The 24,688-nt window shown below is 73.3% G+C and carries 21 protein-coding genes and 1 pseudogene; 8 read left to right on the plus strand and 14 right to left on the minus strand.

Annotation, left to right across the window (positions count from 1 at the left end; all coding sequences use genetic code 11):
• Positions 1-300: 300 nt before the first annotated feature.
• The 6 genes from ACZ5ID_RS04110 to afsR all read right to left on the minus strand — a co-directional run bounded on the left by ACZ5ID_RS04110 (position 301) and on the right by afsR (position 7,766).
• On the minus strand, positions 301-1,428 hold the full coding sequence (locus ACZ5ID_RS04110; RefSeq protein WP_358835534.1) for an LLM class flavin-dependent oxidoreductase: 1,128 nt from the start codon (positions 1,426-1,428) through the stop codon (positions 301-303).
• A 118-nt stretch (positions 1,429-1,546) separates the two neighbouring features.
• The gene (locus tag ACZ5ID_RS04115) at positions 1,547-2,332 is read right to left on the minus strand and encodes an SDR family NAD(P)-dependent oxidoreductase (protein WP_468893217.1); all 786 of its coding nucleotides are present in this window, start codon (positions 2,330-2,332) and stop codon (positions 1,547-1,549) included.
• Between the two features lie 11 nt (positions 2,333-2,343).
• Entirely contained in the window at positions 2,344-3,249 is a 906-nt protein-coding gene (locus ACZ5ID_RS04120; RefSeq protein ID WP_468894165.1) for an LLM class F420-dependent oxidoreductase, read from the minus strand.
• A gap of 177 nt (positions 3,250-3,426) precedes the next feature.
• On the minus strand, positions 3,427-3,834 hold the full coding sequence (locus ACZ5ID_RS04125) for a PaaI family thioesterase (RefSeq protein ID WP_468893219.1): 408 nt from the start codon (positions 3,832-3,834) through the stop codon (positions 3,427-3,429).
• Between the two features lie 386 nt (positions 3,835-4,220).
• Entirely contained in the window at positions 4,221-4,499 is a 279-nt protein-coding gene (locus ACZ5ID_RS04130; protein ID WP_358832786.1) for a hypothetical protein, read from the minus strand.
• 300 nt (positions 4,500-4,799) lie between these two features.
• Positions 4,800-7,766: an SARP-family global regulator AfsR gene (afsR, locus tag ACZ5ID_RS04135; protein WP_468893221.1), complete on the minus strand. Its 2,967-nt coding sequence runs from the start codon at positions 7,764-7,766 to the stop codon at positions 4,800-4,802.
• Positions 7,767-8,131: 365 nt separating this feature from the next.
• Here afsR and ACZ5ID_RS04140 point away from each other — a divergent pair, with 365 nt between their 5' ends.
• On the plus strand, positions 8,132-9,349 hold the full coding sequence (locus ACZ5ID_RS04140; RefSeq protein ID WP_468894167.1) for an amidohydrolase family protein: 1,218 nt from the start codon (positions 8,132-8,134) through the stop codon (positions 9,347-9,349).
• Between the two features lie 88 nt (positions 9,350-9,437).
• On the opposite strand, the gene ACZ5ID_RS04145 is transcribed toward ACZ5ID_RS04140, so the two are convergent.
• The 3 genes from ACZ5ID_RS04145 to ACZ5ID_RS04155 form a co-directional block, all read right to left on the minus strand.
• Positions 9,438-9,647, minus strand: coding sequence for a DUF397 domain-containing protein (locus ACZ5ID_RS04145; protein ID WP_468893223.1), 210 nt, complete (start codon positions 9,645-9,647; stop codon positions 9,438-9,440).
• Positions 9,644-10,471 (minus strand): helix-turn-helix domain-containing protein, encoded by an 828-nt coding sequence (locus ACZ5ID_RS04150; RefSeq protein ID WP_468893225.1) that lies wholly within the window; start codon positions 10,469-10,471, stop codon positions 9,644-9,646. The genes ACZ5ID_RS04145 and ACZ5ID_RS04150 overlap by 4 nt, the downstream gene beginning before the upstream one ends.
• Before the next feature lie 194 nt (positions 10,472-10,665).
• Positions 10,666-12,294 carry a FadD3 family acyl-CoA ligase gene (locus ACZ5ID_RS04155; RefSeq protein WP_468893227.1) on the minus strand — a complete coding sequence of 543 codons (1,629 nt, stop codon included), beginning with the start codon at positions 12,292-12,294 and terminating at the stop codon, positions 10,666-10,668.
• Positions 12,295-12,422: 128 nt separating this feature from the next.
• On the opposite strand from ACZ5ID_RS04155, the gene ACZ5ID_RS04160 reads away from it, so the two are divergent.
• Genes ACZ5ID_RS04160 through ACZ5ID_RS04170 form a run of 3 tightly spaced genes read left to right on the plus strand, consistent with a single transcriptional unit; the run spans position 12,423 to position 14,779 of the window.
• Positions 12,423-13,565: a lipid-transfer protein gene (locus ACZ5ID_RS04160; protein WP_468894169.1), complete on the plus strand. Its 1,143-nt coding sequence runs from the start codon at positions 12,423-12,425 to the stop codon at positions 13,563-13,565.
• A gap of 9 nt (positions 13,566-13,574) precedes the next feature.
• Positions 13,575-14,012 (plus strand): Zn-ribbon domain-containing OB-fold protein, encoded by a 438-nt coding sequence (locus tag ACZ5ID_RS04165; RefSeq protein ID WP_468893229.1) that lies wholly within the window; start codon positions 13,575-13,577, stop codon positions 14,010-14,012.
• Complete coding sequence (locus ACZ5ID_RS04170; RefSeq protein ID WP_468893231.1) at positions 14,009-14,779, plus strand: enoyl-CoA hydratase/isomerase family protein; 771 nt, start codon at positions 14,009-14,011, stop codon at positions 14,777-14,779. Before ACZ5ID_RS04165 ends, ACZ5ID_RS04170 begins: the two co-directional genes overlap by 4 nt.
• Positions 14,780-14,860: 81 nt before the next feature.
• On the opposite strand, the gene ACZ5ID_RS04175 is transcribed toward ACZ5ID_RS04170, so the two are convergent.
• From ACZ5ID_RS04175 to kbpA, 3 genes are all read right to left on the minus strand, one after another.
• The gene (locus ACZ5ID_RS04175) at positions 14,861-15,382 is read right to left on the minus strand and encodes a hypothetical protein (protein ID WP_468893233.1); all 522 of its coding nucleotides are present in this window, start codon (positions 15,380-15,382) and stop codon (positions 14,861-14,863) included.
• A gap of 160 nt (positions 15,383-15,542) precedes the next feature.
• Complete coding sequence (locus tag ACZ5ID_RS04180; RefSeq protein WP_468893235.1) at positions 15,543-17,882, minus strand: serine/threonine-protein kinase; 2,340 nt, start codon at positions 17,880-17,882, stop codon at positions 15,543-15,545.
• A gap of 222 nt (positions 17,883-18,104) precedes the next feature.
• Positions 18,105-18,881, minus strand: a complete 777-nt coding sequence (gene kbpA, locus ACZ5ID_RS04185) for an AfsK-binding protein KbpA (RefSeq protein ID WP_468893237.1) — start codon at positions 18,879-18,881, stop codon at positions 18,105-18,107.
• 381 nt (positions 18,882-19,262) lie between these two features.
• On the opposite strand from kbpA, the gene ACZ5ID_RS04190 reads away from it, so the two are divergent.
• Complete coding sequence (locus ACZ5ID_RS04190) at positions 19,263-19,910, plus strand: TetR family transcriptional regulator (RefSeq protein WP_406557093.1); 648 nt, start codon at positions 19,263-19,265, stop codon at positions 19,908-19,910.
• 257 nt (positions 19,911-20,167) lie between these two features.
• Here ACZ5ID_RS04190 and ACZ5ID_RS04195 read toward each other — a convergent pair.
• Positions 20,168-20,644 (minus strand): annotated as a pseudogene (locus ACZ5ID_RS04195) (nitroreductase/quinone reductase family protein); the annotation flags it as partial.
• The gene (locus tag ACZ5ID_RS04200) at positions 20,641-21,870 is read right to left on the minus strand and encodes an acyl-CoA dehydrogenase family protein (RefSeq protein WP_468893239.1); all 1,230 of its coding nucleotides are present in this window, start codon (positions 21,868-21,870) and stop codon (positions 20,641-20,643) included. The gene ACZ5ID_RS04200 and the pseudogene ACZ5ID_RS04195, both read right to left, overlap by 4 nt.
• Positions 21,871-22,037: 167 nt before the next feature.
• On the opposite strand from ACZ5ID_RS04200, the gene ACZ5ID_RS04205 reads away from it, so the two are divergent.
• From ACZ5ID_RS04205 to ACZ5ID_RS04215, 3 genes are read left to right on the plus strand one after another with little or no spacing between them, the layout of a single operon-like run.
• The gene (locus tag ACZ5ID_RS04205; protein ID WP_468893242.1) at positions 22,038-23,222 is read left to right on the plus strand and encodes a thiolase C-terminal domain-containing protein; all 1,185 of its coding nucleotides are present in this window, start codon (positions 22,038-22,040) and stop codon (positions 23,220-23,222) included.
• A gap of 43 nt (positions 23,223-23,265) precedes the next feature.
• Positions 23,266-23,832 carry a GNAT family N-acetyltransferase gene (locus ACZ5ID_RS04210; protein ID WP_468893244.1) on the plus strand — a complete coding sequence of 189 codons (567 nt, stop codon included), beginning with the start codon at positions 23,266-23,268 and terminating at the stop codon, positions 23,830-23,832.
• Positions 23,833-23,870: 38 nt separating this feature from the next.
• Positions 23,871-24,530: a pyridoxine/pyridoxamine 5'-phosphate oxidase gene (locus ACZ5ID_RS04215; protein ID WP_468893246.1), complete on the plus strand. Its 660-nt coding sequence runs from the start codon at positions 23,871-23,873 to the stop codon at positions 24,528-24,530.
• Positions 24,531-24,688 lie beyond the last annotated feature (158 nt).

Here is a 24,688-nt window from a genome sequence, read left to right on the forward strand (position 1 = left end):
GGGCCGTGTGGCGGGCCGCCGCCGCGGGGGGCTCCGGCCGGGGGTACGGGCCGACGTTCCGGGAGGTCGCCGTCCCGCGCCTGTTTTGACCCCCACCCCGCCCCTTCCCCAAACCCTCCGGGGGCTGCGGGTGGGGTGGGGGCTGCTCGCGCAGTTCCCCGCGCCCCTTAGGTACTGCGCCGCAACCGGAGAACCCAGCTCAGCCACAGGCATTCAGGGGCGCGGGGAACTGCGCGACCAGCCCACCCCCACCCGCGGACAAACAGCGGCCGAGAAGGGGGTTCGGGGCGGAGTCCCGAGTCAGACTCCCGCCGACCCGCGGAATCGGGTCGTCCTGTGCACAGGATCCGTATCGATCTTCGGAATCACATGCTCCCCGATCAACCGGATCGTGTTCATCGTGTCCTCGTACGGCACCCCGATGGGCAGCCCGAACGACAGCTGGTCCGCCCCCGCCTGCTCCCACCGCTTGCACTGCCGCGTCACCTCCTCCGGATCACCGCAGATCATCAGCTCCTCCGCGATGAGGAGTTCGATGATCTCGGTGGTGTACTCGGGCAGCAGCTCGGGCCACTCCGGTACACCCTCCGGCCTCGGGAACGTGTCGTGGTAGCGGAAGACCAGGGACTGCAGGCGGTTCAGTCCGCCGGCCGCCGCGATGGCCACCGCCTTGTCATGGGTCTCCGCGCAGATCGCCGTCGACGTCACCATCACGTTGTCGTTGACGAAGTCGGAGATCGGCTCCGCCTCCCGGATCGCCGTCTTGTACTGCTCCAGGACCCACTCCATGTCCGAGACCTTCTGGACGGAGAAGCCGAGGACGCCCAGGCCCTTCCTGGCGGCCATGGCGTACGACGAAGGGGACCCGGCCGCGTACCACATCGCGGGGTGCGACTTCCCGTACGGCTTGGGGAAGATCTTGCGCGGCGGCAGCGACCAGTGCTTGCCCTGGAACCCCACGTACTCGTCCTGGAGCCACATCTTGGGGAACTCCGCGATGGTCTCCTCCCAGATCTCCTTGGTGTGGTTCATGTCGGTGACTCCCGGCATGAACCCCAGGATCTCGTGGGAGCCCGCGCCCCGCCCGGAGCCGAACTCGAAGCGGCCCTCGCTGAGGTGGTCCAGCATCGCGACCTTCTCCGCGACCTTCACCGGGTGGTTCACCGCGGCCAGCGGGTTGAAGATGCCCGAGCCGAGGTGGATGCGCTCGGTGGCGTGGGCGAGGTAGCCGAGGAAGACCTCGTTGGCGGACAGGTGCGAGTACTCCTCCAGGAAGTGGTGCTCGGAGGCCCAGGCGTACTTGAAGCCGGACTTGTCGGCCTGGATGACGTACTCGGTCTCCTCCATCAGCGCCTTGTGCTCGGCCTGGGGGTCGACCGACGAGCGTGCCACCGGCACGTATCCCTGTACGAACAGCCCGAATTCCAAGGCGGTTCACCGTCCCTGTCGTCGTCACCACGTCTGGTCAGATTCTGACGTACCGTCAGATGTCTGGTGCTGCGACTGTTCCACCGGGCCGCCCCGCCCGTCAATACCTGATGCACGGTCAGAAGAGGCTCACGCCGGCCAGCCAGCCTCCGTCGATCACGAACGGCTGGCCGGTGATGTACGCCGAGTCCTCGCTGGTCAGGAAGAGCGCCAGCGCCGCCACCTCCTCGGGCCGGCCGATCCTGCCCAGCGGCACCAGCCGCTTGTAGAGCTCGCCCACCGCCGCCCCGGCCTCCTCCGGATCGGCCGTCGGGTCCAGGGCCGCCGGATTGGTCATGGGGGTGTCCACCGCGCCGGGGCACACCGCGTTGACCCGGATCCCCTTCGCCGCCAGCTCCACCGCCGCCACCCGGGTGAGGCCCAGGACGGCGTGCTTGGTGGCGGCGTAGGCGCCGACGTACGCCATGCCCGTGAGCGCGGTGTACGAGGCGGTGTTGACGATGGTGCCGCCGCCGGCCGCCTCGATCTCGGGCGCCGCGTGCTTGATCCCCAGGAACGTGCCCACCTGGTTCACCTGGACGATCTGCTGGAACTCCTCCAGCGGCGTGGCCACGAGCTCGTTGAAGCGCAGGATGCCCGCGTTGTTCACCAGCCCGTCCAGATGCCCGAAGGCCTCCTTGGCCAGCGTGATCGCGGCCCGCCACTCCTCCTCCCGGCCCACGTCCAGGTGCGTGAACCGCGCCGACCCCGCGCCCAGCTCCTCGGCCACCGCCTCGCCCTGGTCGTCCAGGACGTCCGCGACCACCACCTTCGCCCCCTCGGCCGCGAAGAGCCGCGCCTCCTGCTCGCCCTGCCCGCGCGCCGCGCCCGTGACGAGGACGACCCGCCCGTCCAGCTTGCCCATGTCCGTACTCCCTAGCTCAGATGGGGGGCCACATCGGCGGCGAACGCCGCGATCTGGTCGACGAGTTCGGCACGGCCGCGCGAGCGGAAGCGCAGCTGGACCTGGTGGACGCCGAGCGCGGCGTACTCGCGCAGGGAGTCGGCGAGCGCGTCCGGCTTGCCGCTGAGGGTGCGGCGCCCGAGGTCCCACCGCGCCTCGCCCACATACAGGGGCTCGGCGATGGCGCCGACGCAGAACGGACCGTCGAGCCCGGCCCGCTCCCGCAGCTCCCGTATCCGCGCGATCTGGTGGGGCAGCCGGTCGCGCGGGTCGCCCTGCGGGAGCCAGCCGTCGCCGCGCAGCGCGGCCCGGCGGACGGCGGCGGGCGAGGAGCCGCCCACCCAGACCGGCACCCGCTCCTGGGCGGGGCGGGGCCGCTGCCCGAGGCCGGAGAAGGCGAACCGCTCGCCGTGGAACTCCGGGAACTCCTCCGGGCCCAGCGCCGCCCGCAGCGCGTCGATGGACTCGTCCAGCACCGCTCCCCGGCCCGCGAAGTCGGCGCCGAGCACCTCGAACTCCTCCTGTACGTGTCCGGCCCCGACCCCCAGGACCAGCCGGCCGCCGCTGAGGTGGTCGAGGGTCGCGTACTGCTTGGCGGTGAGGAGGGGGTGGCGCAGGCCCACCACGGCGACATGGCTGAGGAGCAGCGTGCGGGTGGTGAGGGCCGCGAGATAGCCGAGGGTGGCCACCGGGTCGTACCAGGTGGTGCCCATCGCGCCGGCCAGTCGGCGCGGGATGGCGACGTGGTCGCAGGTGGCGAGGTAGTGGAAGCCGGCGCGGTCGGCGGCCCGGGCGATCTCGGCGAGGTCTTGCGGGGTCGCGCCGGCTTCCCAGGGTTCGGCGTAGAGGGTGCTCTGGGACTGGATGGGGAGCTGCATCCCGTAACCGAGCCGCCCCCCGGTGGGTGTGTGCGCGTACGGGTCCACGGTGCCGCCTCCTCGCTCCGGACGGGCGCCGGGGAACTGACGCGCGTCACGTCGACTCGTCCGTGCCCATCGTGGTATCTGATGGACCGTCAGACAAGGCCCCTGGCGGACCCCTCGGGAGGCGTACGGTCAGCCGAGGAGCGCGTAGACCGTGCTGGCGCGGGCCGCGGGCTCGTCGGCGCCCTCGGCGGTGAGGGTGATGTCGGCGAACGCCATGCGCCGCCCCAGCTTGGTGACCCGCGCCTCGACCAGGACGTCCGCGCCGACGACCGGGCGCTGGAAGCTGGTCGACTGCTGCACGGTGGTCATGGGGACGTACGCGCCCCGGGCGGCCGAGACGGCGATGACGGTGGCGGTGTCGGCGGCGGCCATCAGCGCCTGTCCCGACATCCCGCCCCCCTCCCGCGCCAGCCGCGCGTCCCACGGCAGCCGCAGCACGGCGCGGCCCGCCCCGGCCTCCTCGACGGCCAGGCCGAGGTCGAGCACCCAGGGGGCGAAGTTCTCGGCGAGGATCTGCTGTGCGGTGCGGGCGTCCATGAGGGGATGGTGGCGGGGGGCGGCGCCGGGGGCAAGGCCGCCGGGCCCCCGCGCACACGGCGAAGCGCCCCGCGGCACGTCCGGCCGCGGGGCGCTTGGTTCCCCCGTACCTCCCCCGTTCCCCCCGTACCTCCCCCGTTCCCCCGTGTCCCCCGTACTTCCCCCGTGTCCCCCGTGCTCCCCCGTCCGGGGACGCGCACCCCCAAGTACGCGTCCCCGGGCGATCCCCCGTGGCCCCCGTTCCCCCGTGGCCCGGTGGTTCCCCCCGTGGTTCCCCCGTGGTTCCCCCGTACGTCCCCCGTACGTCCCCCGTGTGTCGCCGGCCTCGGTGACCCCCCCTCCGCGTCGCCGCGGCCGGTCCCCGCCCAGCGGTGGTGCCCGGGTGCTCAGACCTCTTCGGAACCGGCGTGGTTCTCCTGGGGCTTGAGCACGTCCGTACCGATCAGACCCGCGTGGTTCTCCATGGGCTTGACCGGACCGCCCACGCCCACGAGCCCGGCGTGGTTCTCAAGGGGCTTGATGGTGGCGTCGCCACCGAGCAGGCCCGCGTGGTTCTCCATCGGGACGATGGTGCCCGTCCCCGTACCCGCGCCGGAGCCCGGGATCCCCGCGTGGTTCTCCTGCGTGGTGGTGTCGCCGGTCTCGGGCTTGTTACCGTCACTCATCGTGTTCAGCTCCCCTGAGTTGCTGCATGTCGTGCTGTGAACGGTGCCCGCCCGGCGGCTCCCCCGAGGGTCGCCGGACGGGCACTGCAAGGGCCGTCCACAGTAGCGGGGAGGCCCACCGTCGACCCGCCTGCCCCCCGACGCGGCGGATCGTTGAGTAGAAGAGTGCCGAGGGGCGATAAACGAAGGCTAAACGGCGTCGGCAACCCCTTGGACGGTGCCGGGACGGCCGCTTCGGCTCGGGGCGCGCGAAGCCGCCCCGCCGAGCGAAAGCCCTGGTGGCGGCGGGTGCGGTAGCCGCTACGCCGCCGCCGTCAGACTCAGCAGCTGCCGTACGTCCTTGGCCTCCGCCGCACCCGTCGACTCATAGATGGCCAGCGCCTCGCGCCAGCACGCGCGCGCCCGGTCGGCCTGGCCGAGCTGGTCCAGGGCCCGGCCCAGCGTCGTCAGGACGTTGCCGCGCATCCACTCGCCGCCGATGCAGCGCAGCGCCAGCGCCTGTTCCGCGTGCTGGGCCGCCCGCGCCGGGCGCCGCGCCGCGAAGTGGGCCTCGGCGATACGGAAGTGCGTGGTGCCCTCCCACAGCCGGTGCCGGTTCTCCTGGAAGACCTCCAGGGCCTGGCCGAGCTGGGACAGCGCCTCGTCGAGCCGGCCCGCCCGGGTCAGCGCGATTCCCAGCGCGAAGCGGCCGTTGGCGCACCGCAGCGCCAGGCCCATCTCGCTGAAGATGTCCAGCCCGCGCTGGGCGAGCTCGACCGCGCTCGCCGTCCGGCCCATGTTCACGTGGATACGGGAGAGGTTGCACAGCGCGCTGGCCTCGCCGGGCCGGTTGCCGTCGGCCCGGTAGTTCTCTATGGCCTCCTGAAGGAAGCGCTCGCCGTCCGCGTGCCGGTTCTGGTAGAACGCGATGATCCCGCGGTCGGTGGGTGCGGCCCCGGCCGGCATCGGATCGCCGGCCTCCCGGGCGAGCAGCGCGGAGACCCGCGCCTCCTCGTCGGCCTGCTCGAAGCGGCCGGAGACGAGCAGCACGGTGGAGAGCGCGAGCCGGGCCCGTCCCTCGGCGAGCGCGTCGCCCCGCCGGTGTCCGGCGTCCCGTACCGCCACCGCCGTCGTCTCGTACTGGCGCGAGTTGGCGCCCGACTCGGCGAGGTCCTTGGCCGCCCACAGCAGGTCCACCGCGCGCCGCAGCATCGCCGGGTCGGCCGCGCACTGGTGCAGGCACGCCAGGAGGCAGTTGGCCTCCGCGTACAGCCAGTCCACGGCCGCGTGCCCGTCGGTGAAGGTGAGGCCGGGGTACTGGGTGGGCGCCAGGTGCTCCACCAGCCGGTCGCCGGGCCGCTCGATCGCGTACACCCGGGCGGCCGTGGCCAGATAGAAGTCGAGCAGCCGCGACATGGCGTCGGCCCGCTCGGAGGGCGGGTCCTCGTCGCGCTCGGCGCAGGCACGGGCGTAGAGCCGTACGAGGTCGTGGTAGCGGTAGCGGCCGGGGGCCGCCGATTCCACCAGGCTGGTGTCGACGAGGGATTCGAGGAGGTCCTCGGTCTCCTGGAGCGGCAGGTCCAGGACGGCGGCTGCCGCGGCCAGCGAGATGTCCGAGCCGTCGGGCAGGCCGAGCAGCCGGAAGGCGCGGGCCTGGGCGGGCTCCAGCTGGCCGTAGCCGAGTTCGAAGGTGGCCTTGACCGCGAGGTCGCCCGCCTGGAGCTCGTCCAGGCGGCGCCGCTCGTCGGCGAGCTTGGCGGCGAGGACCGAGACGGTCCAGGTGCGCCGGGCGGCGAGCCGGGAGGCGGCGATACGGATGGCGAGCGGCAGGAAGCCGCAGGCGGCCACCACGTCGAGGGCCGACTGGCGCTCCGCGCTCACCCGCTCCTCGCCCACGATCCGGGTGAAGAGCTGGAGGGCCTCCTCCGGGGACATCACGTCCAGGTCGACCAGGTAGGCCCCGGCCAGGTCCAGCATCCGGATCCGGCTGGTGACCAGCGCGGCGCAGCCCGCCGTGCCGGGCAGCAGGGGGCGGATCTGGGCCGCGTCGCGCGCGTTGTCGAGCAGCACCAGGACCCGGCGGCCGTCGAGGGTGGAGCGGAACAGGGCCGCGCGCTCCTCCAGCGAGTCGGGGATGGACGCGTCGGGGGTGCCGAGCGCCCGCAGGAACGCGCCGAGCACCGCCTCGGGCTCGCAGGCGCGCGGCCCGGTGCCCTGGAGGTCGACGTAGAGCTGGCCGTCGGGGAAGTGCGGGCGGGCCGCGTGGGCGACGTGCACGGCGAGCGTCGTCTTGCCGACGCCGCCGATCCCGGCCAGCGCGGAGACCGCCATGACGGTGGACTCGGCGGCGGCGAGCCGCGCCGACAGCTCCTGGACGAAGGAGACCCGGCCGGTGAAGTCCGGGACGGAGGCCGGGAGCTGGGCGGCCCGGACCGGCGCCGGGGCGGCCGGGGCCTCGGCGGGCCGGGCCAGGTCCTCGTCGGCCTGGAGGATGCGCTGCTGGAGCCGGGCGAGCTCGGGGCGCGGGTCGACGCCGAGCTCGTCGGCGAGCAGGCGCCGGGTGTCGGCGTAGACCGCGAGGGCCTCGGCCTGGCGTCCGCTGCGGTAGAGCGCGAGCATCAAGAGCTCCCGCAGCCGCTCGCGCAGCGGGTGCGCGGCGGTCAGCGCGGTCAGTTCCGAGACGGCCTCGGCGTGGCAGCCGGCGTCCAGCTCCATGTCGAGCCGGGCCTCGGTCAACTGGAGGCGCCACTCGACGAGCCGGGTGCGCTCGGTGTCGGCGTGCGGGCCGGGGATACCGGCCAGCGGCTCACCGGTCCACAGCGCGAGCGCGGCCTTGAGCAGGTCGCGCGCCCGCGTCTGGTCGCCGCCGGCCCGCGCCTTCTCGGCCTCGGCGGCCAGCTCCTGGGCCTCGGCGAGGTCGAGGACGCCGGAGGTGAGGCGGATGGCGTACCCGCCGGACTCGCTGACCAGTACGCCGGGCCCAAGCGCCTTGCGCAGCCGCGAGGCGTACGTCCGTACCGCGGCCAGGGCCTGCGAGGGCGGCTCGTCGCCCCAGATGGCGTCGATCAGCTCGGCGGCGGTGGCCGTGCGGCCGTCGCGCAGCAGCAGGGCGGCGAGCAGGGCCCGCTGCTGCGGTGAGCCGGACGGCAGGGCCTCCGGACCACGCCAGGCGCGTACGGGTCCGAGCACGCCGAAGCGCAGGTCCGCGGTGTCCGCGGCCTGGCCGGCGTCCGCTGCCGAAACCGGAGCCCGTTGCTCCGGAATGCGCGGCTCGCCGTTTCGGTCCATAGCGACCCCCTGTGCCCCCGTAGAGCTGGTAATGCCCGTGCCAGTCTGCCCTGTCCATGGCATGCGCGTCAGCTACGGGTGACGCTCCGCACAAGGGCTCTGCACACTTTCGTTACAGGTCAGCAGTGCTTGTCCACGGCCGCGTCCGGGGACGGACGGGCGTCGCGCGGCGGGGCCGGAGGGGCGAATGGCCGACGAGTGATGGGTGAGTGGCCGAGGTGCGACCGGTGCGCGGGGCCCAGGGAGCGACCGGCTCCGCCGCCCCGCGCCGCGAGCGCCCCGGACCGACTGGCTGACGGATCGTCAGATCGGGTCTACCGTGAGGAGTCATGGAGACCATGGAGAGTGTGGAGAACGTGGAGACCGTGGAGAGCTTCCCGAGGATCATCTCGGTGGACGACCACACGGTGGAGCCGCCGCACGTCTGGCAGGACCGGCTCCCGTCGAGGTACCGGGACTCGGGCCCGCGCATAGTCCGCGCGCCCCTCAAGGAGATGACCTTCCTCGGCGGCAGGTTCGCGCCGGTCATGGGCGCGCCGGGCGACGAGGGGCCGGTGGGCGACTGGTGGGTGTACGAGGACCTGCACCGCCCGCTGACCCGGCTGGACACGGCGGTCGGGTACGCGCGGGACGAGATCCGCCTCGAAGTGATCACCTACGAGCAGATGCGGCCGGGTTCGTACAGCGTCCCGGAGCGGCTCGCGGACATGGACATCAACCACGTCCAGTCGGCGCTGTGCTTCCCCACCTTCCCCCGCTTCTGCGGCCAGACGTTCACGGAGGCGTCCGACCGGGAGCTGGGGCTGCTGTCGGTGCGGGCGTACAACGACTGGATGGTGGAGGAGTGGTGCGGGCCCGAGGCGCACGGCCGGCTGATCCCGCTCACGCTGATCCCCCTGTGGGACGCGGAGCTCGCCGCTGCGGAGGTACGGCGCAACGCGGCGCGGGGCGTGCGGGCGGTGGCCTTCTCCGAGATCCCGCCGCACCTGGGGCTGCCCTCGGTCCACACGGACTACTGGGACCCGTTCCTGGCCGCCTGCGACGAGACGGGCACGGTGATCGCGATGCACATCGGCTCGTCCTCCCGCATGCCGTCCACCTCGGCGGACGCGCCCCCGGCCGTCGGCTCCACGATCACCTTCGCCAACTGCTGCTTCTCGATGGTCGACTGGCTGATGAGCGGCAAGTTCGAGCGCTTCCCCCGGCTGCGGGTGATGTACGCGGAGGGCCAGATCGGCTGGATCCCGTACATCCTGGAGCGCGCGGACGTGGTCTGGGAGGAGAACCGCGCCTGGGGCGGAGTGGCGGACAAGGTCCACCGCCCCCCGTCCGAACTCTTCGCGGACCACGTCTACGGCTGCTTCTTCGACGACGCCTTCGGACTGCGGAACCTGGGGGCGATAGGGGTGGGGAACGTCCTGTACGAGACGGACTACCCGCACTCGGACTCCACCTGGCCGAAGTCCAAGGAGGTCGGGGCGGCCCAGATGGCGCACCTCAGGCAGGACGTGGTGGAGCGGATCGTCCGGGGGAACGCGATCGGCCTGCTGGGGCTGACGGAGACGGGGCTCTGGGCGGGGTAGCGGGACCCGCCCGCACATGAGGACCCGCCACTCCCCACGGAGACGGGAGTGGCGGGAGGATGCCGCCGGTACGCGCCCGGCCGGGCACTCAGGCGTGGTCGAACCAACCTGCCTTGACGCCCGAGACGAAGGAAGAGTAGGCCTCGGCTCGGATGCCCAGGACGGGACCGTCCGGGCGCTTGGAGTCACGGACGGGGACCACGCCGCGCGCGGCGGCGACGGTGTGGGCGACCTCGACACACTGGCCGCCGTTGTTGCTGTACGAGGACGTGAACCACTGCAGATGGTCGGTCGTCACGGGGTGCCCTTTCGTAACCTGCTGATCATGGCCACTGCCTCCGCCTGGGAGGGGGATTCGCCTTGCAGTTGATGGTAGGCCGTCAACAGCGGCAGTACGAAGGTGGATTCGCGCTCCAGATGCCCTCGGTGGGCGGATTCCGCGTACGAGACGAGTGACCGGTCCGGCAGCGTCAGGATCGTGACCGGCAGGTCGAACGGACGGCGGTCTCCCATGCTGAACGGGGCCACCTGGAAGAGCGTGGTCGGCAGGTCGGCGAACTCCAGCAGACGCGCCAACTGCGCGTCCATGACGTCCTGCTCCCCGATGGGCCGACGGACACAGCTCTCGTCCAGCACCGCGTGCACCAGCGGCGGGGGCGTGCGGTCGAGGGCGGCCTGCCGTTCGGCGACGAGCGAGATCCGCTCCTCGGCCTGCTCGTGGGTGATCGCCCCGCGCTTGACCGCGCTCCGGGCGAGCACGGCGGCATACTCCTGCGTCTGGAGCAGACCCGGAATCACCCCGACCTCGTAGAGCCGGACCTCCGCCGCGCGCGCCTCGTGCTCCACGAACTGCGGGAAACCCTCCAGCAGTCCGGTGTTGCGGACCTTCCGGTACGCGCGCTCGAACGCGTCGCCGCTGCCGAACGCCCTGTCCGCACTGCGCGCGAAGCGAAGAGTCGGCAGTTTGCGACCAGTTTCCACGGCCGAGACATGCGTACTGGAATACCCGATGCGCGCGGCCGTCTCCTCCTGCGTCCACCCCCGCTCCTCCCGCACGCTGCGCAGACGTGCGCCGAAAGCGGCTTGGGGCGAGCTGTCTGGATCCAACTCCTTGCGGTTCAAGAGGCGTTCACCGGCCTTCCGTGCCGTTCTGACAGGTTGAGGGGTTCCCGCTGCGCGGTCACGCTGAATCCACAGAGTAGTGCCATCACTACGGAGAGGAGTGACCATGCCGGACGAGAACGGCCCGCCGAGAGCGCGGCGACATACATGGCGGACACCGCGAACGACGACCGGATCGGCGCGGTGCGGCACCGCTACGAGGGAAGGGGCGTGCCGGGGGAGAACCCCCGCAGCGCCCCCTTCACCACCTTCCCCGACGCGTTCCGCGGCAGCTCCGCCACGAACACCACCTCCCGCGGCACCTTGAAGTTCGCCATCTCCCGTCGCGCCCACGCGATCAGCTCGTCCGCCGTCAGCGGCGACCCCTTCCGTCGCACCACGAACGCCCGGCCCACCTCCCCCAGCCGGCCGTCCGGCACCCCCACCACCGCCACGTCCGCCACCTCCGGATGCAGCCCGAGTACCTGCTCGATCTCGGCGGGGTAGGCGTTGAACCCGCCGACGATGAACATGTCCTTGATCCGGTCGGTGATCCGGAGATTGCCCGCCGCGTCGAGGACCCCCACGTCCCCCGTCCGCAGCCACCCGTCGGACGTGATCGCCCGGGCCGTCTCCGCCGGGTCCTCGAAGTACTCCCGCATGACGTTGAATCCCCGCACCTGCACCTCCCCGGGCTCTCCCGCGGGTGCCCGCACCCGTACCTCCGTACCGGGTATCGCCCGCCCCGACGTGGCCGCGACCACCCCCGGCGGGTCCTCGCGCCGGCACATCGTGACGATGCCGCTCGCCTCGGACAGCCCGTACGCCGTCAGCACCGTCCCGATCCCCAGCTCCGTCCGCAGCCGCTCGACGAGCCGCAGCGGGACGACGGCCGCGCCCGTCACCACGAGCCGCAGCGCGGACAGGTCGTGGGCCGCGCGCGCCGGATGGTCCAGGAGGGACTGGTGGAGGGTGGGCGGGCCGGGGAGTACGGAGATGCGCTCGGCCGCGATGTTCGCCAGGACCGTCTCGACGTCGAACACCGGCTGCGGCACCATCACCGCGCCCCGCATCAGACAGGCGATGATCCCCGCCTTGTACCCGAAGGTGTGGAAGAAGGGGTTCACGATCAGATAGCGGTCGCCCTCCCGCAGCCCCGCCAGCTCGCTCCACAGGGCGTACCCCCGCAGCGTCTGCGCGTGCGTGATCACCGCGCCCTTGGGGCGGCCCGTCGTGCCGGAGGTGAAGACGATGTCCGAGGGGGCCGAGGGCCGCACCGAGTCCGCCCGCCCGCGCACCTCCTCCGCCGGCACGCCCTCGCCGCCCGCCAGGAAGTCCTTCCAGGTCCGGAAGGACTCCGGCGCGTCCTGCGCCAGCACCACCACCTGCTCCAGATGCGGCAGCCCCGGCAGCGGCCCGCCGCCCTCCCCCTCGGCGGCGGCGCTGCGCAGGGTGGCGACGTACGACGTGCCCAGGAACGTCCCCGTCACGAACAGCAGCTTCGCCCGGCTGCGGCGCAGGACGTACACCGCCTCGGAGCCCTTGAAACGCGTGTTCAGCGGGACGAGCACCGCCCCGGCCGTGACCGCGCCGAGCGCGGAGACGATCCAGTCCAGGGTGTTGGGCGCCCACACCGCGACCCGGTCGCCGCTCTCGACCCCGGCCGCCATACAGGCCGCCGCCGCCCGCTCCACCCGCTCGCCCAGCTCCGCGTACGAGAGACGGACGCGGCCCTCGACTACGGCCTCCCGCTCCCCGTACCGCTCGGCGGCGCCGCGTACGAGCCCGGGGACCGAGCCCCACTCCAGGTCACCCCGTACATCCGCCCGTATGTCCGCCCCCATGGCAAGCCCTTCCGCCGACGGTAGCCGTGCACAGTAGCTGACTGCCCGTCAGATTAGCTGTACCCTTCCACGCTGTCAGCAGCAACAGCGGCAATGACGCACGGCGTTGGCGGAGGTGGCGGGTGTCGATGCTCAAGGACGCGACGGCGATAGCGGGCATAGGCCAGACGGAGTTCGCCCGCCGGCTGGGCGACTCCGAGAAGAAGCTGGCCTGCCGGGCCATCCTCGCCGCGCTCGACGACGCCGGAATCCCTCCCCGCGAGGTGGACGGCTTCGCCTCGTACACGATGGAGGAGACCGACGAGGTGGAGATCGCCAAGTCGATCGGCGCCGGCGACGTCACCTTCTTCGGCAAGGTCGGCTTCGGGGGCGGCGGTTCGTGCGCCACCGTCGCCCATCTCGCCGCCGCCGTCGCCACCGGCCAGGCCAATGTCGGAGTCGCCTGGCGCTCGCGCAAACGCGGCAGCGGCCCGCGCCCCTGGACCAACACCACCGTCCAGCTCCCCACCCCCGCCCAGTGGACGCGCCCCTTCGGGCTGCTGCGGCCCGCCGACGAGATCGCCATGCTGGCCCGGCGCTATATGCACGAGTACGGCGCCACCCGCGACCACCTCTTCAACGTCGCCCTGGCCTGCCGCAACCGCGCCAACCAGAACCCGGCCGCGATGATGTACGAGCGCCCCCTGACCCGCGACATGTACATGAACTCCCGCTGGATCAGTGAGCCGCTCTGCCTCTTCGACAACTGCCTGGAGACGGACGGCGCGCTGGCCTGCGTGATCGTCTCCGCCGAGCGCGCCCGCGACTGCCGCCGGAAACCGGTGTACGTGCACTCCGCCGCCCAGGGCCTGCCCGCCCAGCACCACGGCATGGTCAACTACTGGAACGACGACCCCCTGACCGGCCCCGCCTGGACCGCCGCCCGCCATCTGTGGAAGCAGGCCGACTTCGGCCCCCAGGACGTGGACGTCGCCCAGATCTACGACGCGTTCACCCCGCTGGTGCCGCTCTCCCTGGAGGGGTACGGCTTCTGCGGCCGGGGCGAGGGCGGCGCCTTCACCGAGGGCGGCGCCCTGGAGATCGGCGGCCGACTGCCGCTCAACACCGGCGGCGGCGGCCTGAGCGAGGCGTACGTCCACGGCTTCAACCTCATCAACGAGGGCGTGAAGCAACTGCGCGGCACCGCCACGGCGCAGGTGCCGGGCGCCGCGACCTGCCTGGTGACGGCGGGCGAGGGCGTCCCCACATCGGCCCTTCTGCTGAGGAGTTGAGAAGTCGCGATGCTGACCCCGGTGACCGACGACGACGGCGCCCCCTTCTGGGAGTACGCCGCGCGGGGCGAACTCCGCGTCCAGGCGTGCGCCGCCCCCGGCTGCGGACGGCTGCGCTTCCCGCCCCGCCCCTGCTGCCCGCACTGCCACTCCTTCGACAGCGAGTGGCGCCTGATGTCCGGGCGGGGCCGCATCTGGTCGTACGTCTTCCCCCACCCGCCGCTCCTGCCGGAGTACGCGGCCCAGGCCCCGTACAACGCGGTGGTGGTGGAGCTGGCCGAGGACCCCCTGATCCGCCTCGTCGGCAATGTGGTGGCCGAACCGGACGCGCCGCTGGACTCGGTGGCGCCGGACCGGCTGCGGATCGGGGCGCGGGTGCAGGTCGCGTTCACACGGGCGGACGGCAGCGGCATGACCGTCCCGCGCTGGCTCCTGGAACGCCCATGACCCTCTCCGTCGTACGGGACGAGCGGACCGGCGTCGCGGTGGTGACACTGAACCGCCCCGAGAAGCACAACGCGATCGACCTGGAGACGGCGGCCGAACTCTCCGCCGCCTGGCGCGGCTTCCGCTACGACGAGGCGATCCGCGCGATCGTACTGACCGGGGCGGGCGGGAAGGCGTTCTGCACCGGCATCGACCGCTCGGCCGAGGTCCCGCAGCCGACCTCGCCGTACGCGATCGACGATCCGCTGCTCACCATCGGCCCGAAGGCGAACGACCTGTGGAAGCCGGTGATCGCGGCGGTCCGGGGGATGGCCTGCGGCGGGGCGTTCTACCTGCTGGGGGAGGTCGAGTTCGTGATCGCGGCCGAGGACGCCACGTTCTTCGACCCGCACACCACGTACGGCATGGTCAACGCCTACGAGTCCGCCTACCTGGCCGCCCGGATGCCCTTCGGCGAGGCGGCGCGGCTGGCCCTGATGGGCACGGCGGAACGGGTCTCGGCCCGCAGGGCGTACGAAACGGGCCTGGTGAGCGAGGTGACGCCGCCGGGCGAGGAGACGGCGGCGGCACTGAGGTGCGCGGAGACTCTGGCGTCCTGCCCCACCGGGGCGGTGCAGGGGACCGTCCGGGCCCTGTGGACCACCCGCGCCCCCGCCCTGGCGGCCTCCTTCGCCCACGCGCCGCAGCTGATCGCGCTGGGGAACCTGCCCCCGGAAAAGCAGGGGGAGCTCTTCGGGCGGCGGGACACGGGGTTCAGGGTGAGGTGAGGAGCGCGGGGAACCGCGCGGGCGACCCGGTCCTCCGGTCCGCGGCCGGGAGGCCGGGTCCGGCGGCGCTCGCGTCCGCGCTCAGCTCCACTCCATGACCCGCGTCAGCCGGCACTCCTTGACCTTCGCGACCCGCGACGGCACCGCCATCGGCACCTCCACGCTCCGCGACCGGCCCGCGTCCAGGGTCACGAACATCGATCCGCTGTCGACGCTCTCGCCGGCCGCGCCGAGGAAGTCGACCTCGACCCGGTACCGGTGGCTGCCGGCCGCCAGCGGGTCGGCGGTGACCCGTACGGTCGCCGAGGTGACCGCCGCCCGCTTGCCCTGGGCGGGCGCGGCACAGGAGACGACGGTTCCGGCCGGCGTGGCCGAGGGGGACGGCGTCGGGCCGGGGGTGGAGCTCGACCGGGAACCCGAGCCGGAGCCGGAGCCGGTGGTGCTGTCGTGGTCGTCCGTGTGCCGGTACCCCGAACCGCCGTTGCTCTTGTGGGAGTTGGAGCAGCCGCCCCCGTCACCGCTGCTCTTGCCGTGCCCGTGCCCGTGTCCGGAGAACCCGGTGAGCGCCAGCACCACCCCGGCCAGTACGGCCGTGAACCTCATCCGTCGGCGCAACACCAGCGCCCCACCCCCCGTACCGAAGCCTGCCGAAGTCCCGGTCCCTCGAAGACCGCCGACACCGTAACAGCGGGGCCGGGCGGGGATGTGCCCGCCCGGAGAGCCGCCACACGATCTCCCCGGCGCCCCCGTCGTCCCCGCACGGCTACCTCCCCGAGGTCGCCGTCCCCTTCACCGCGTCCAGCGCGTACACACAGCGGTCCTTGCTGCACGCGTAGACCACACCGTTGCGCGCCACCGGCGAGCCGGTGATCTCGCCGCCCGTGGCCAGCTTCCAGCGGAGCTGGCCGCCCGCCGCGTCCAGGGTGTAGAGGCAGTGGTCGGCCGAGCCGAAGTGGATACGGCCGTCGGCCACCACCGGGGCGCCCACCACCTCCGCGCCCGCCGCGAAGCGCCACTTGGGGGTGGAGGTGACCGCGTCCAGGGTGTAGAGCGCGTTGCCGCTGCCGACGTGGATGTTGCCGTCCGCCACCAGGACCGGTTCGATGGACTGGCGGGACTCCGTCGCGATGCGCCAGCGGTCCTTGCCGGTGGCCGCGTCCAGCGCGTACACCGTGCCGAGGTAGTCCGCCAGGTACACGCCGCCGCCGACGACCGCCGGGCCCGGCGCGAACGCGGGCGGGCAGAGGAAGACCGCCGGGGCCTCGAAGTGCCAGCGGACGTGGCCGCTGACGATGTCGATCGAGAGGACCCGGGTGCCCGCCGACACGTACACATAACCGTCCGGCGCGGGCGCCAGGCGGACCGGGACACCGCCGCAGGAGGCCGCGTCACCCACCGGGTACGACCAGCGCTCGGCGCCCGTCCGCGCGTCCAGGGCGCGCAGCCGCGCGTCCTGCCACACGTACACCGTGCCCTCGTGGATCACCGGGGCGGCCTCGGGGGTCTCGAAGTCGGTCTGGGCGCCGGTGATCTCCCAGAGCTTCTCGCCGTTGGCGGCCTCCCAGGCCTGCACCCCGCCGCCCCGGGTCGCGGTGACGACCGTGCCCCGGGCGGCCTTGAGGGCGTACACCCAGGCGTCCGTCGGCAGCCGCCACAGTTCGCGGCCGTCCGACGCGTCCAGCGCGTAGAGCGTGGGGCCGTCCGAGGCGTGGATACGGCCCGCCTCCACGGCCATCGCCCAGGCGACGTCCCGCGTCTTGAACTGGCGCCGGCCGCTGCCCACGTCCAGCGCGTGCACCTCGAAGGAGGTGACGTAGAGCAGATCGCCCGACACGGCGGGGGTGCCCCACACGTCGTTCGACATACGGAAGCGCCAGGGCCGCCAGCGGCCGGGCGGCTCGGGCGAGGGCGCCGGGGACGGCACGGGGGGCGCCGCCGTGGGCGCCCCGTTGGCCGGGGGCCGGTCCGGTCTGCCCAGGGGGCCGCCGGCCGGGAACCTGACCCACCCGGTGGCGGGGCTGGCCTCGGCCACCGCGCGCGTGCCGTCCAGGACCCGGGGTCCAGGTCCGATCGGCACCTTGGCCCCGGCGAGGCGCACGGGGCCGTCCGGCACGGGCTGGGGCAGGGAGGGCTGGTGCGGGGGCTGGTAGGGCGGGCGGGGCGGCGGCGAGGGGGCGGGGTCCTGGACGGGACGCGCCACCGCCTTGGCGCGGCCACCGCCCCGGCGCTGCTCGATCATCGCCACCGAGCGGTCGGGCAGCCACGCGGAGGCGGTGCCGCTGTCGTCCGAACCGCCGAAGAGGTGCGGGGCGAGCTGTGCCTGGAGGTCCTCGGGCGAGGGCCGCAGCGCGGCCTCCATCTGCATACAGGACTCGATCAGCGGGCGCAGCTCGTCGGGCAGCCCGGTGATGTCGGGGCCCTCGCGCAGCAGCATGAAGACGGTCTCGACCGGGTTGGCGCCGTGGAAGGGGGCGTGACCGGTCGCCGCGAAGACCAGCGTCGAGCCGAGCGAGAACACATCGCTCGCGCCGGTCACGCTGCGCGAGTCCTTCGCCTGCTCGGGCGACATGTACGCGGGCGTGCCAACGGCGACGTTCGTCATGGTCAGACGGGTGTTGGAGACACCGGACGCGATACCGAAGTCGATGACCCGGGGGCCGTCCTCGACCACCAGGACGTTGGAGGGCTTGAGGTCGCGGTGGACCAGGCCCGCCCCGTGGATGGACTGCAGCGCCTCGGCGATACCGGCCGCGAGCCAGCGCACCGCCTGGGCCGGGAGCGGCCCGCACTCGTTCACTATTTCTTCCAGCGAGGGCGCCGGTACGTACGCGGTGGCCAGCCACGGCACGGCCGCGCGCGGGTCGGCGTCGACCACCGCCGCCGTGTAGAAACCGCTGACGGCCCGGGCCGCCTCCACCTCACGGGTGAAGCGGACCCGGAACAGCTGGTCCTCGGCGAGCTCCGTGCGCACCGTCTTGATCGCCACGCGGCGGCCGGACGCCGAGCGCGCCAGATAGACCAGCCCCATGCCGCCGGCACCGAGCCGTCCCAGCACCTCGAAGGGGCCGATACGCCTCGGGTCGTGCTGCGTCAGCTGCTCCACTTGCCTGCCACCTCCCCGTACGGGCCCTAAGTATCAACGCGTCGCGACAAGGCCCCGTGCAGCGTCTCACGCGTCGCCCCGATTCTTCCTGCCGGAGGCACCCGGTGGCCAACCCGCGTACGGATCGGGATGTCTCATCCCGATCCGGACATCTCCCCGACCCGGCTCCACCGCCCCCACCTGCACAAACACCCTCCGCCGCCCCGGCGTGCGCCCCCTGCCTCACTCCTTCTGGAGGATGGCGAAGCTCGCTCCTTGGTCATCGGTGAGGACCGCCATGCGCCCGTACGGGATGTCGACGGGCTCGGCGGTGACCCGGCCGCCCAGATCACGGCAGGCCGCGGCCGTGGCGTCGCAGTCCCCGACCGCGAAGTACACCAGGAAGTGGTCGGGCATCTCGGCGGGGAAGGCGTCCCCCAGGAGGCAGCGACCGCCGAAGGCGGTGTCGGGGCCCGGCGCGGAGCCCGCGGGCGACCAGGTGCGGTAGTCGCCGTCGGTCTCGTCCAGGTCGCGGCCCTCGAAACCGAAGACGGACTCGTAGAAGCGGTCGGCGCGGGCCGTGTCCCGGGCGTACACCTCGGTCCAGCAGAAGGCGCCCGGCTCTCCGCTCTTCTCGAAGCCGGCGTGCGCGCCGGCCTGCCACAGACCGAAGACCGCGCCGCCGGGGTCGGCGGCGACCGCCATCGTCCCGTACGGAGGGACCTGGACCGGGTCCGTCACCAGCTGGCCGCCCGCCGCCCTGAGCCGCACGGCGAGCGCCGCCACGTCGGGGGCCGCGAAGTAGACGCCCCAGGCAGTGGGCATCCGGCCGTCGCGCTTGGGGACGAGGGCGGCGACGCGCTTCCCGCCGCTGAACGCGGTCGTGTAGTGCCCGTACCTCTCCTGCGCGTCCTCGTCGAAGGTCCAGCCCATCAGCGCGCCGTAGAACCGCTTGCCCGCCGCGAGGTCGGGCAGCGTCGCGTCGGCCCAGCACGGCGCGCCTTCCGGAAATCCGCCCATGCGCCTGGTTCCTTCCTGGGGTGGCCCCGCCCCGCGTGCGGGACGGGACGCGGGTGCCGCTACGCGGTGAAGCTAACGGGCCCGTCCGCACCCCGCACCGGCACAAATAGAACAAATGAGCTGCATTGCCCCCACTGTAGACGTCCGCCCCCTTTTCCCGCACGGGTTGTCCACAGAGCGTGTCCACAGGCTGTTGATAACACCATTCGAGTGGCGGACGGGTGCGCGAGGAGGGGCGGCGGGTGCCCGGCGCCCGACGGGGGCCGGGAGCGGCGGGTGCCGGAGGCCGGCGGGGTACGTCCCCGGGGCGGCCGTCAACCCCGGGCCCCCATTTGCAGTCGGCCGAATCGCGCTCCGATCACCCCTCGGTAAGCTGACGGCATGACAGGACAAGTACGCACCGTCGACGGCCGCGTGGCAGGCCGACGCGGCCAGGCGACGCGGCAGAAGCTGCTCGACTGCCTCAGCGAGATGCTCAGCTCCTCGCCGTACCGGGACGTGAAAGTCATCGATGTGGCGCGGAAGGCGGGCACTTCACCCGCGACCTTCTACCAGTACTTCCCGGACGTCGAGGGCGCCGTCCTGGAGGTCGCCGAGGAAATGGCCAAGGAGGGCGCCGCGTTGACCTCCCTCGTGGAGGGCCGCTCCTGGGTCGGCAAGGCCGGCTGGCAGACGGCGGAGGAACTGGTCGAGGGGTTCCTCGACTTCTGGCGCAAGAATGACGCGATCCTGCGGGTGGTCGACCTGGGCGCGGCCGAGGGCGACAAGCGGTTCTACAAGATCCGCATGAAGATCCTCAACTCCGTGAACAACTCCCTTACGGACGCGGTGAAGGAGCTGCAGTCGAAGGGCAAGGTCGACAAGGACATCAGCCCCGCGGCGATGGCGGGCTCGATCGTCGCCATGCTCGCGGCGGTCGCCTCGCACCAGAAGGGCTTCCAGACCTGGGGCGTCAAGCAGGCCGAGCTGAAGCCGAACCTGGCGCTGCTCGTACATCTGGGCATCACCGGCAAGAAGCCGACGAAGTAGCGGCGCCGGCCGCGGCCCGCGGACCGGCCGAGCCCGCGCCGGGGCACCCGCCCTCGCGCCGGCCCGGAGACCGCCGCGGCGCGCCCCCGGCCGCCCTCAAGCCTCAAGTCCTGTCACGCCGGCGGCGGTTCACCGAGGTGAGCCCCGCCGGCGTTCCCATGCCCGCTTCCCTTCCCGTCCCCTTTCCCGTCCCCCTTCCCGCCCCGTTTCCCGTCCCCTCCGCCTCCCCGTTCCGTCGGCGCGTCCGCGTCCGCCTCCCTCCGCTCCAGCCGGAAGAGCCAGATCTCGCGCTCGACGCGGGCCTGGTACGTGGCGTACGGGGGCCAGAACTCCAGCGCGGCCCGCCAGGCCGCCGCCCGCTCCTCCCCCGTGAGCAGCCGGGCCCGTACCGGCAGGTCCCGCCCCTTCCAGCTGATCTCGGCGTCCGGGTGGGCCAGCAGGTTGCCGGTCCAGGCGGGGTGCCCGGGGCGCCCGAAGTTCGACCCGATGAGCAGCCAGGTCCCGGCGTCCTCCGGCATACAGGCGAGCGGCGTCCGCCGCGGGAGCCCCGAGACGGCGCCGCGCGCGGTGAGCACGACCCCCGGGAGCATCCGCGCGCTCGGCAGCACCCGGCCCCGGGTGAGCCGGTGCACGGCCCGGTCGAGGACGGGGACGACGTGCGGGGCGACCTTCGCGAACGCGCGCGTGGAGGACACCTTCTGGACCAGGCGCACACCGCGCGGGGCCCGGCTCACCGGACGGCCGCTCGCGCGCGCGGGGCGGCGGCGCGCACGGTACGGGGCGTAGAGGGCGGAGGGGGTGCGGGAGGCGTACGGAACAGTCCCGCGTGCTCGGCCGCGCGGGCCCGCAGCGCCGGCACCGGCCCGAAGAGCAGCTCGTCGGCCGCGGCCCGCTTGAAGTACAGGTGCGCCTCGTGCTCCCAGGTGAACCCGATGCCGCCGTGCAGCTGGACGGTCTCGGCGGCGGTGCTCCGCAGCGCCTCCAGCGCCTGCGCGAGGGCGAGCCCCCCGGCGTCCGGGTCCCAGGCGGCGTAGTAGGCGGCGGAGCGGGCCGCCTGCACCTGTACGTAACGGTCGGCCAGCCGGTGCTTCACGGCCTGGAAGGACCCGATGGGCCGCCCGAACTGCTCGCGCTCCTTCACGTACGCGACGGTCCGCTCCAGCGCGCGGTCGGCGGCGCCGACGGCCTCGGCGGCCAGGAAGGCGGCGGCGGTGCGCCCGGTGGCGGCGAGGACGCCCAGCGGCTCCCCGTCGCCGAGCAACTCGCCCTCCACGTCCCGCAATTGCACTCTCCCCTGGGTGCGGGTCTCGTCGAGGGTGGTGTGGCGGGTCCGGCGGAGACCGTCGGCGTCCCCGCGTACCAGGAAGAGACGGACCCGGCCGCGGGTGAAGCCGCCGGTACGGGCGGGCACGAGGAGGAGACCGGCGCGGTGGCCGTCGAGGACCTGGGCGGCCTCCCCGTACAGCCGCCAGCGCCCCTCGGCCTCCCGTGCCTGCACCCCTCCGGCGCGCCCGCCGCCGACCCAGGAGCCGTCGGAGCCGTCCCCGGTGAGCCCGAGGGCCGGGGCGAGGGCGGGCCCCGGGACGGCGAGGGCGGCGGTCAGCTCGCCGCGGGCGAGGAGCGGCAGGTGGGCCTGTTTCTGTGCCTCGGTGCCGAGGGCGAGGAGGACGGGGGCGGCGAGGACGGCGGTGGCGAGGAGGGGTGAGGGGAGGAGGGCACGGCCGGTCTCCTCCGCGGCGAGGACGAGCTCGGCGGTGGTGCAGCCGGTCCCGCCGTACGCCTCGGGCACCGCGAGCCCCGGCAGCCCCAGCTCACCGGCGAGCCGCCGCCACAGGCCGTCGTCGTACCCGGGTGCGGTGAGGGTCGCGGCCCTGACGTCGTCGGGGCCGCAACGCTTGGTGAGGAGGGTGCGGAGGGTACGGCGGATCTCCTGCTGCTCGGGGGTGAGCTCGGGGTCCATGAGTGGGCTTCTCCTCCCGGGGACGGGGCAACGCCGGAATCTGACGGTACATCAGTTCCCGCCGCCCCACCCCTACCCCGGCCCCCCGGGCCCGGGGTCGGGCAGCCGCGAGGGATTTCCCCCGTAAGCCGGACGGGGGACCTTCCATCTGATGTACCGTCAGATCTATGGCAGCCCTCGCCCGGTCCTCCCGCCCCGTGGCCATCGTCGGCGTCGCCCTCTCCGACACCGGCCGCGTCGACGACGCCACCCCCTACGCCCTGCACGCCCAGGCCGCCCGCCGGGCGCTCGCCGACTCCGGGCTGGAGCGGGGCGTCGTCGACGGGTTCGGGTCCGCGGGTCTTGGGACGCTCGCCCCGGTCGAGGTGGCCGAGTACCTGGGGCTGAAGCCGGCCTGGGTCGACTCCACCTCGGTCGGCGGCGCCACCTGGGAGGTGATGGCCGCCCACGCCGTGGACGCCATCGCCGCCGGGCACGCCAACGCCGTACTCCTCGTCTACGGCTCCACCGCCCGCGCCGACATCAGGGCCGGGCGGCGGACCTCGAACCTGTCCTTCGGCGGGCGCGGCCCCCTGCAGTTCGAGGTGCCCTACGGCCACACGCTCGTCGCGAAGTACGCCATGGCCGCCCGCCGCCATATGCACGAGTACGGCACCACCCTGGAACAGCTCGCCGAGGTCGCCGTGCAGGCGCGCGCCAACGCGGCCACCAACCCCGACGCGATGTTCCGCGACCCCATCACCGTCGACGACGTCCTGGCCGGGCCGATGATCGCCGACCCGTTCACCAAGCTGCACTGCTGCATCCGCTCCGACGGCGGCTGCGCGGTGCTGCTCGCGGCGGCGGAGTACGTCCCCGACACCGTCAAGCCGCCCGTCTGGGTGCTGGGTTCGGGCACGGCCGTCTCGCACACCACCATGTCCGAGTGGGACGACTTCACCGTCTCGCCGGCCGCCGTCTCCGGTCGGACCGCCTTCGAGCGCGCCGGAGTCCGCCCGGCCGACATCGACCTCGCGGAGATCTACGACGCCTTCACGTACATGACCCTCGTCACTCTCGAAGACCTCGGGTTCTGCGCAAAGGGGGAAGGGGGCGCCTTCGTGGAGAAGGGGCGGCTGCTCACCGGCGGCGCACTGCCCGTCAACACCGACGGCGGCGGGCTCTCCGCCTGCCACCCCGGGATGCGGGGGCTGTTCCTCCTGGTCGAGGCCGTACGGCAACTGCGCGGCGAGGCGGGACCGGGCCAGGTCCGGCGGTCCGACGGCACGCTGCCCGAGCTGGCCGTGGCCTCGGGCACGGGGGGCTGGTTCTGCTCTTCGGGGACGGTGGTGCTGGGGCGGGGGCGCGGGTGAAAACCCGTGGCCGTCGGGTCCGGCGCCGCCGACAATCGTCGCCATGACCGACACCCCGGCCCCCTTCCTCACCACCGACCGCCTCGTCCTCCGCCCCTTCACCGACACCCCCGCCGACCTCGACCTCGTCGTGGAGCTCGACAGCGACCCCGAGGTCATGCGGTACATCACCGGGGGCCGCCCCATGAGCCGCGAGGAGATCCGCGCCGAGTCGTTCGCGCGGATGCTGCCCGGGGGCTTCTGGGCGACGCATCTGCGCGACACCGGCGAGTTCATCGGCTGGCACTGTCTGCGCCCCGGCCTGAACGCGCCCGCGGACCACGCGGACCTCGGGTACCGGCTGCGCCGGGCGGCCTGGGGCAAGGGGTACGCGCGCGAGGGGGCGCTCGCGCTCATCGAGAAGGGCTTCGGGGAGCTGGGGTACGCCCGGATCACCGCCAACACGATGTACGTGAACGACCGCTCGCGGCGGGTGATGGAGGCGTGCGGACTCAGCTACGTACGGACGTACTTCGAGGAGTGGCCCCACTCCGTCGAGGGGGACGAGCACGGGGACGTCGAATACGCCCTCACCCGTCAGGAGTGGCTCGGAGTGCCGGGGCGCGCGTGAGTACGGGGCGCGTGTGGGCGCCGGGTGACAATCCGGGTATGGAATTCCAGGAGTACCTGCACACCCTGCGCGTCTGGGACACCGAGCTGCCGAGCTTCGCTCCGGGGGACGCGCCCGAGGAGCCCGTGGCGCTCTTCCAGGAGTGGCTGATGCACGCCGGCCGCGCCGGGCAGGCCGAGCCGCACACGATGTCGCTCGCGACCGTGGACGGGGAGGGGCGGCCGGACGTACGGACCGTGATGCTGCACGGGGCGGACGCGGCGGGGTGGTGGTTCGGGTCGCACTCCGGCAGCGCGAAGGGACGGCAGCTGGCCGGCTGCCCGTCGGCGGCGCTCGGGTTCTACTGGCCCGCGGTGGGGCGGCAGGTCCGGGTACGGGGCACGGTGACCCCGGCCGGGGCCGAGGCGAGCCGGGCCGATCTGCACGCCCGGTCCACGGGGGCGCTGGCCGCGGCGCTGGTGGGGCGCCAGAGCGAGGTGCTGCCGTCCCTGGACGAACTGGCGCTCGCCTCGGAACGGGCCTGGGCCCACGCCGAGGCCGCACCGGACACGGTGGTACCGAGCTGGACGCTGTACGTCCTCGACCCCGTGGAGGTCGAGTTCTTCCAGGGGGACGCGTCGAGGCGGCATGTGCGGTTGCGGTACGGGCGCGGGGCGGCGGGGGCGGCGGGTTGGGGGCGGGAGCTTCTTTGGCCGTAGGCCCGAGGTGGGGGGCGGTCATCACCTGCGGGCCGGTGGGGGCGGGTCGCGCAGTTCCCCGCGCCCCTCGGGGGGTCCGGCGCAGCCTTGGCGTCTGGCTCGGGGCGTTGCCCTTCAGAGGCGCGGGGAACTGCGCGAGCAACCCACCACCGGGCCGC

This window comes from Streptomyces sp. NPDC031670, from assembly GCF_055580545.1.

Coding starts and splice junctions, on each gene's coding strand:
- ACZ5ID_RS04115 (WP_468893217.1), bottom strand. CDS start 2,332: ATGGGCAAGCTGGACGGGCGGGTCGTCCTCGTCACGGGCGCGGCGCGC.
- ACZ5ID_RS04120 (WP_468894165.1), bottom strand. CDS start 3,249: ATGCAGCTCCCCATCCAGTCCCAGAGCACCCTCTACGCCGAACCCTGG.
- ACZ5ID_RS04125 (WP_468893219.1), bottom strand. CDS start 3,834: ATGGACGCCCGCACCGCACAGCAGATCCTCGCCGAGAACTTCGCCCCC.
- ACZ5ID_RS04130 (WP_358832786.1), bottom strand. CDS start 4,499: ATGAGTGACGGTAACAAGCCCGAGACCGGCGACACCACCACGCAGGAG.
- afsR (WP_468893221.1), bottom strand. CDS start 7,766: ATGGACCGAAACGGCGAGCCGCGCATTCCGGAGCAACGGGCTCCGGTT.
- ACZ5ID_RS04155 (WP_468893227.1), bottom strand. CDS start 12,294: ATGGGGGCGGACATACGGGCGGATGTACGGGGTGACCTGGAGTGGGGC.
- ACZ5ID_RS04160 (WP_468894169.1), top strand. CDS start 12,423: ATGCTCAAGGACGCGACGGCGATAGCGGGCATAGGCCAGACGGAGTTC.
- ACZ5ID_RS04165 (WP_468893229.1), top strand. CDS start 13,575: ATGCTGACCCCGGTGACCGACGACGACGGCGCCCCCTTCTGGGAGTAC.
- ACZ5ID_RS04170 (WP_468893231.1), top strand. CDS start 14,009: ATGACCCTCTCCGTCGTACGGGACGAGCGGACCGGCGTCGCGGTGGTG.
- ACZ5ID_RS04175 (WP_468893233.1), bottom strand. CDS start 15,382: ATGAGGTTCACGGCCGTACTGGCCGGGGTGGTGCTGGCGCTCACCGGG.
- kbpA (WP_468893237.1), bottom strand. CDS start 18,881: ATGGGCGGATTTCCGGAAGGCGCGCCGTGCTGGGCCGACGCGACGCTG.
- ACZ5ID_RS04190 (WP_406557093.1), top strand. CDS start 19,263: ATGACAGGACAAGTACGCACCGTCGACGGCCGCGTGGCAGGCCGACGC.
- ACZ5ID_RS04200 (WP_468893239.1), bottom strand. CDS start 21,870: ATGGACCCCGAGCTCACCCCCGAGCAGCAGGAGATCCGCCGTACCCTC.
- ACZ5ID_RS04205 (WP_468893242.1), top strand. CDS start 22,038: ATGGCAGCCCTCGCCCGGTCCTCCCGCCCCGTGGCCATCGTCGGCGTC.
- ACZ5ID_RS04210 (WP_468893244.1), top strand. CDS start 23,266: ATGACCGACACCCCGGCCCCCTTCCTCACCACCGACCGCCTCGTCCTC.
- ACZ5ID_RS04215 (WP_468893246.1), top strand. CDS start 23,871: ATGGAATTCCAGGAGTACCTGCACACCCTGCGCGTCTGGGACACCGAG.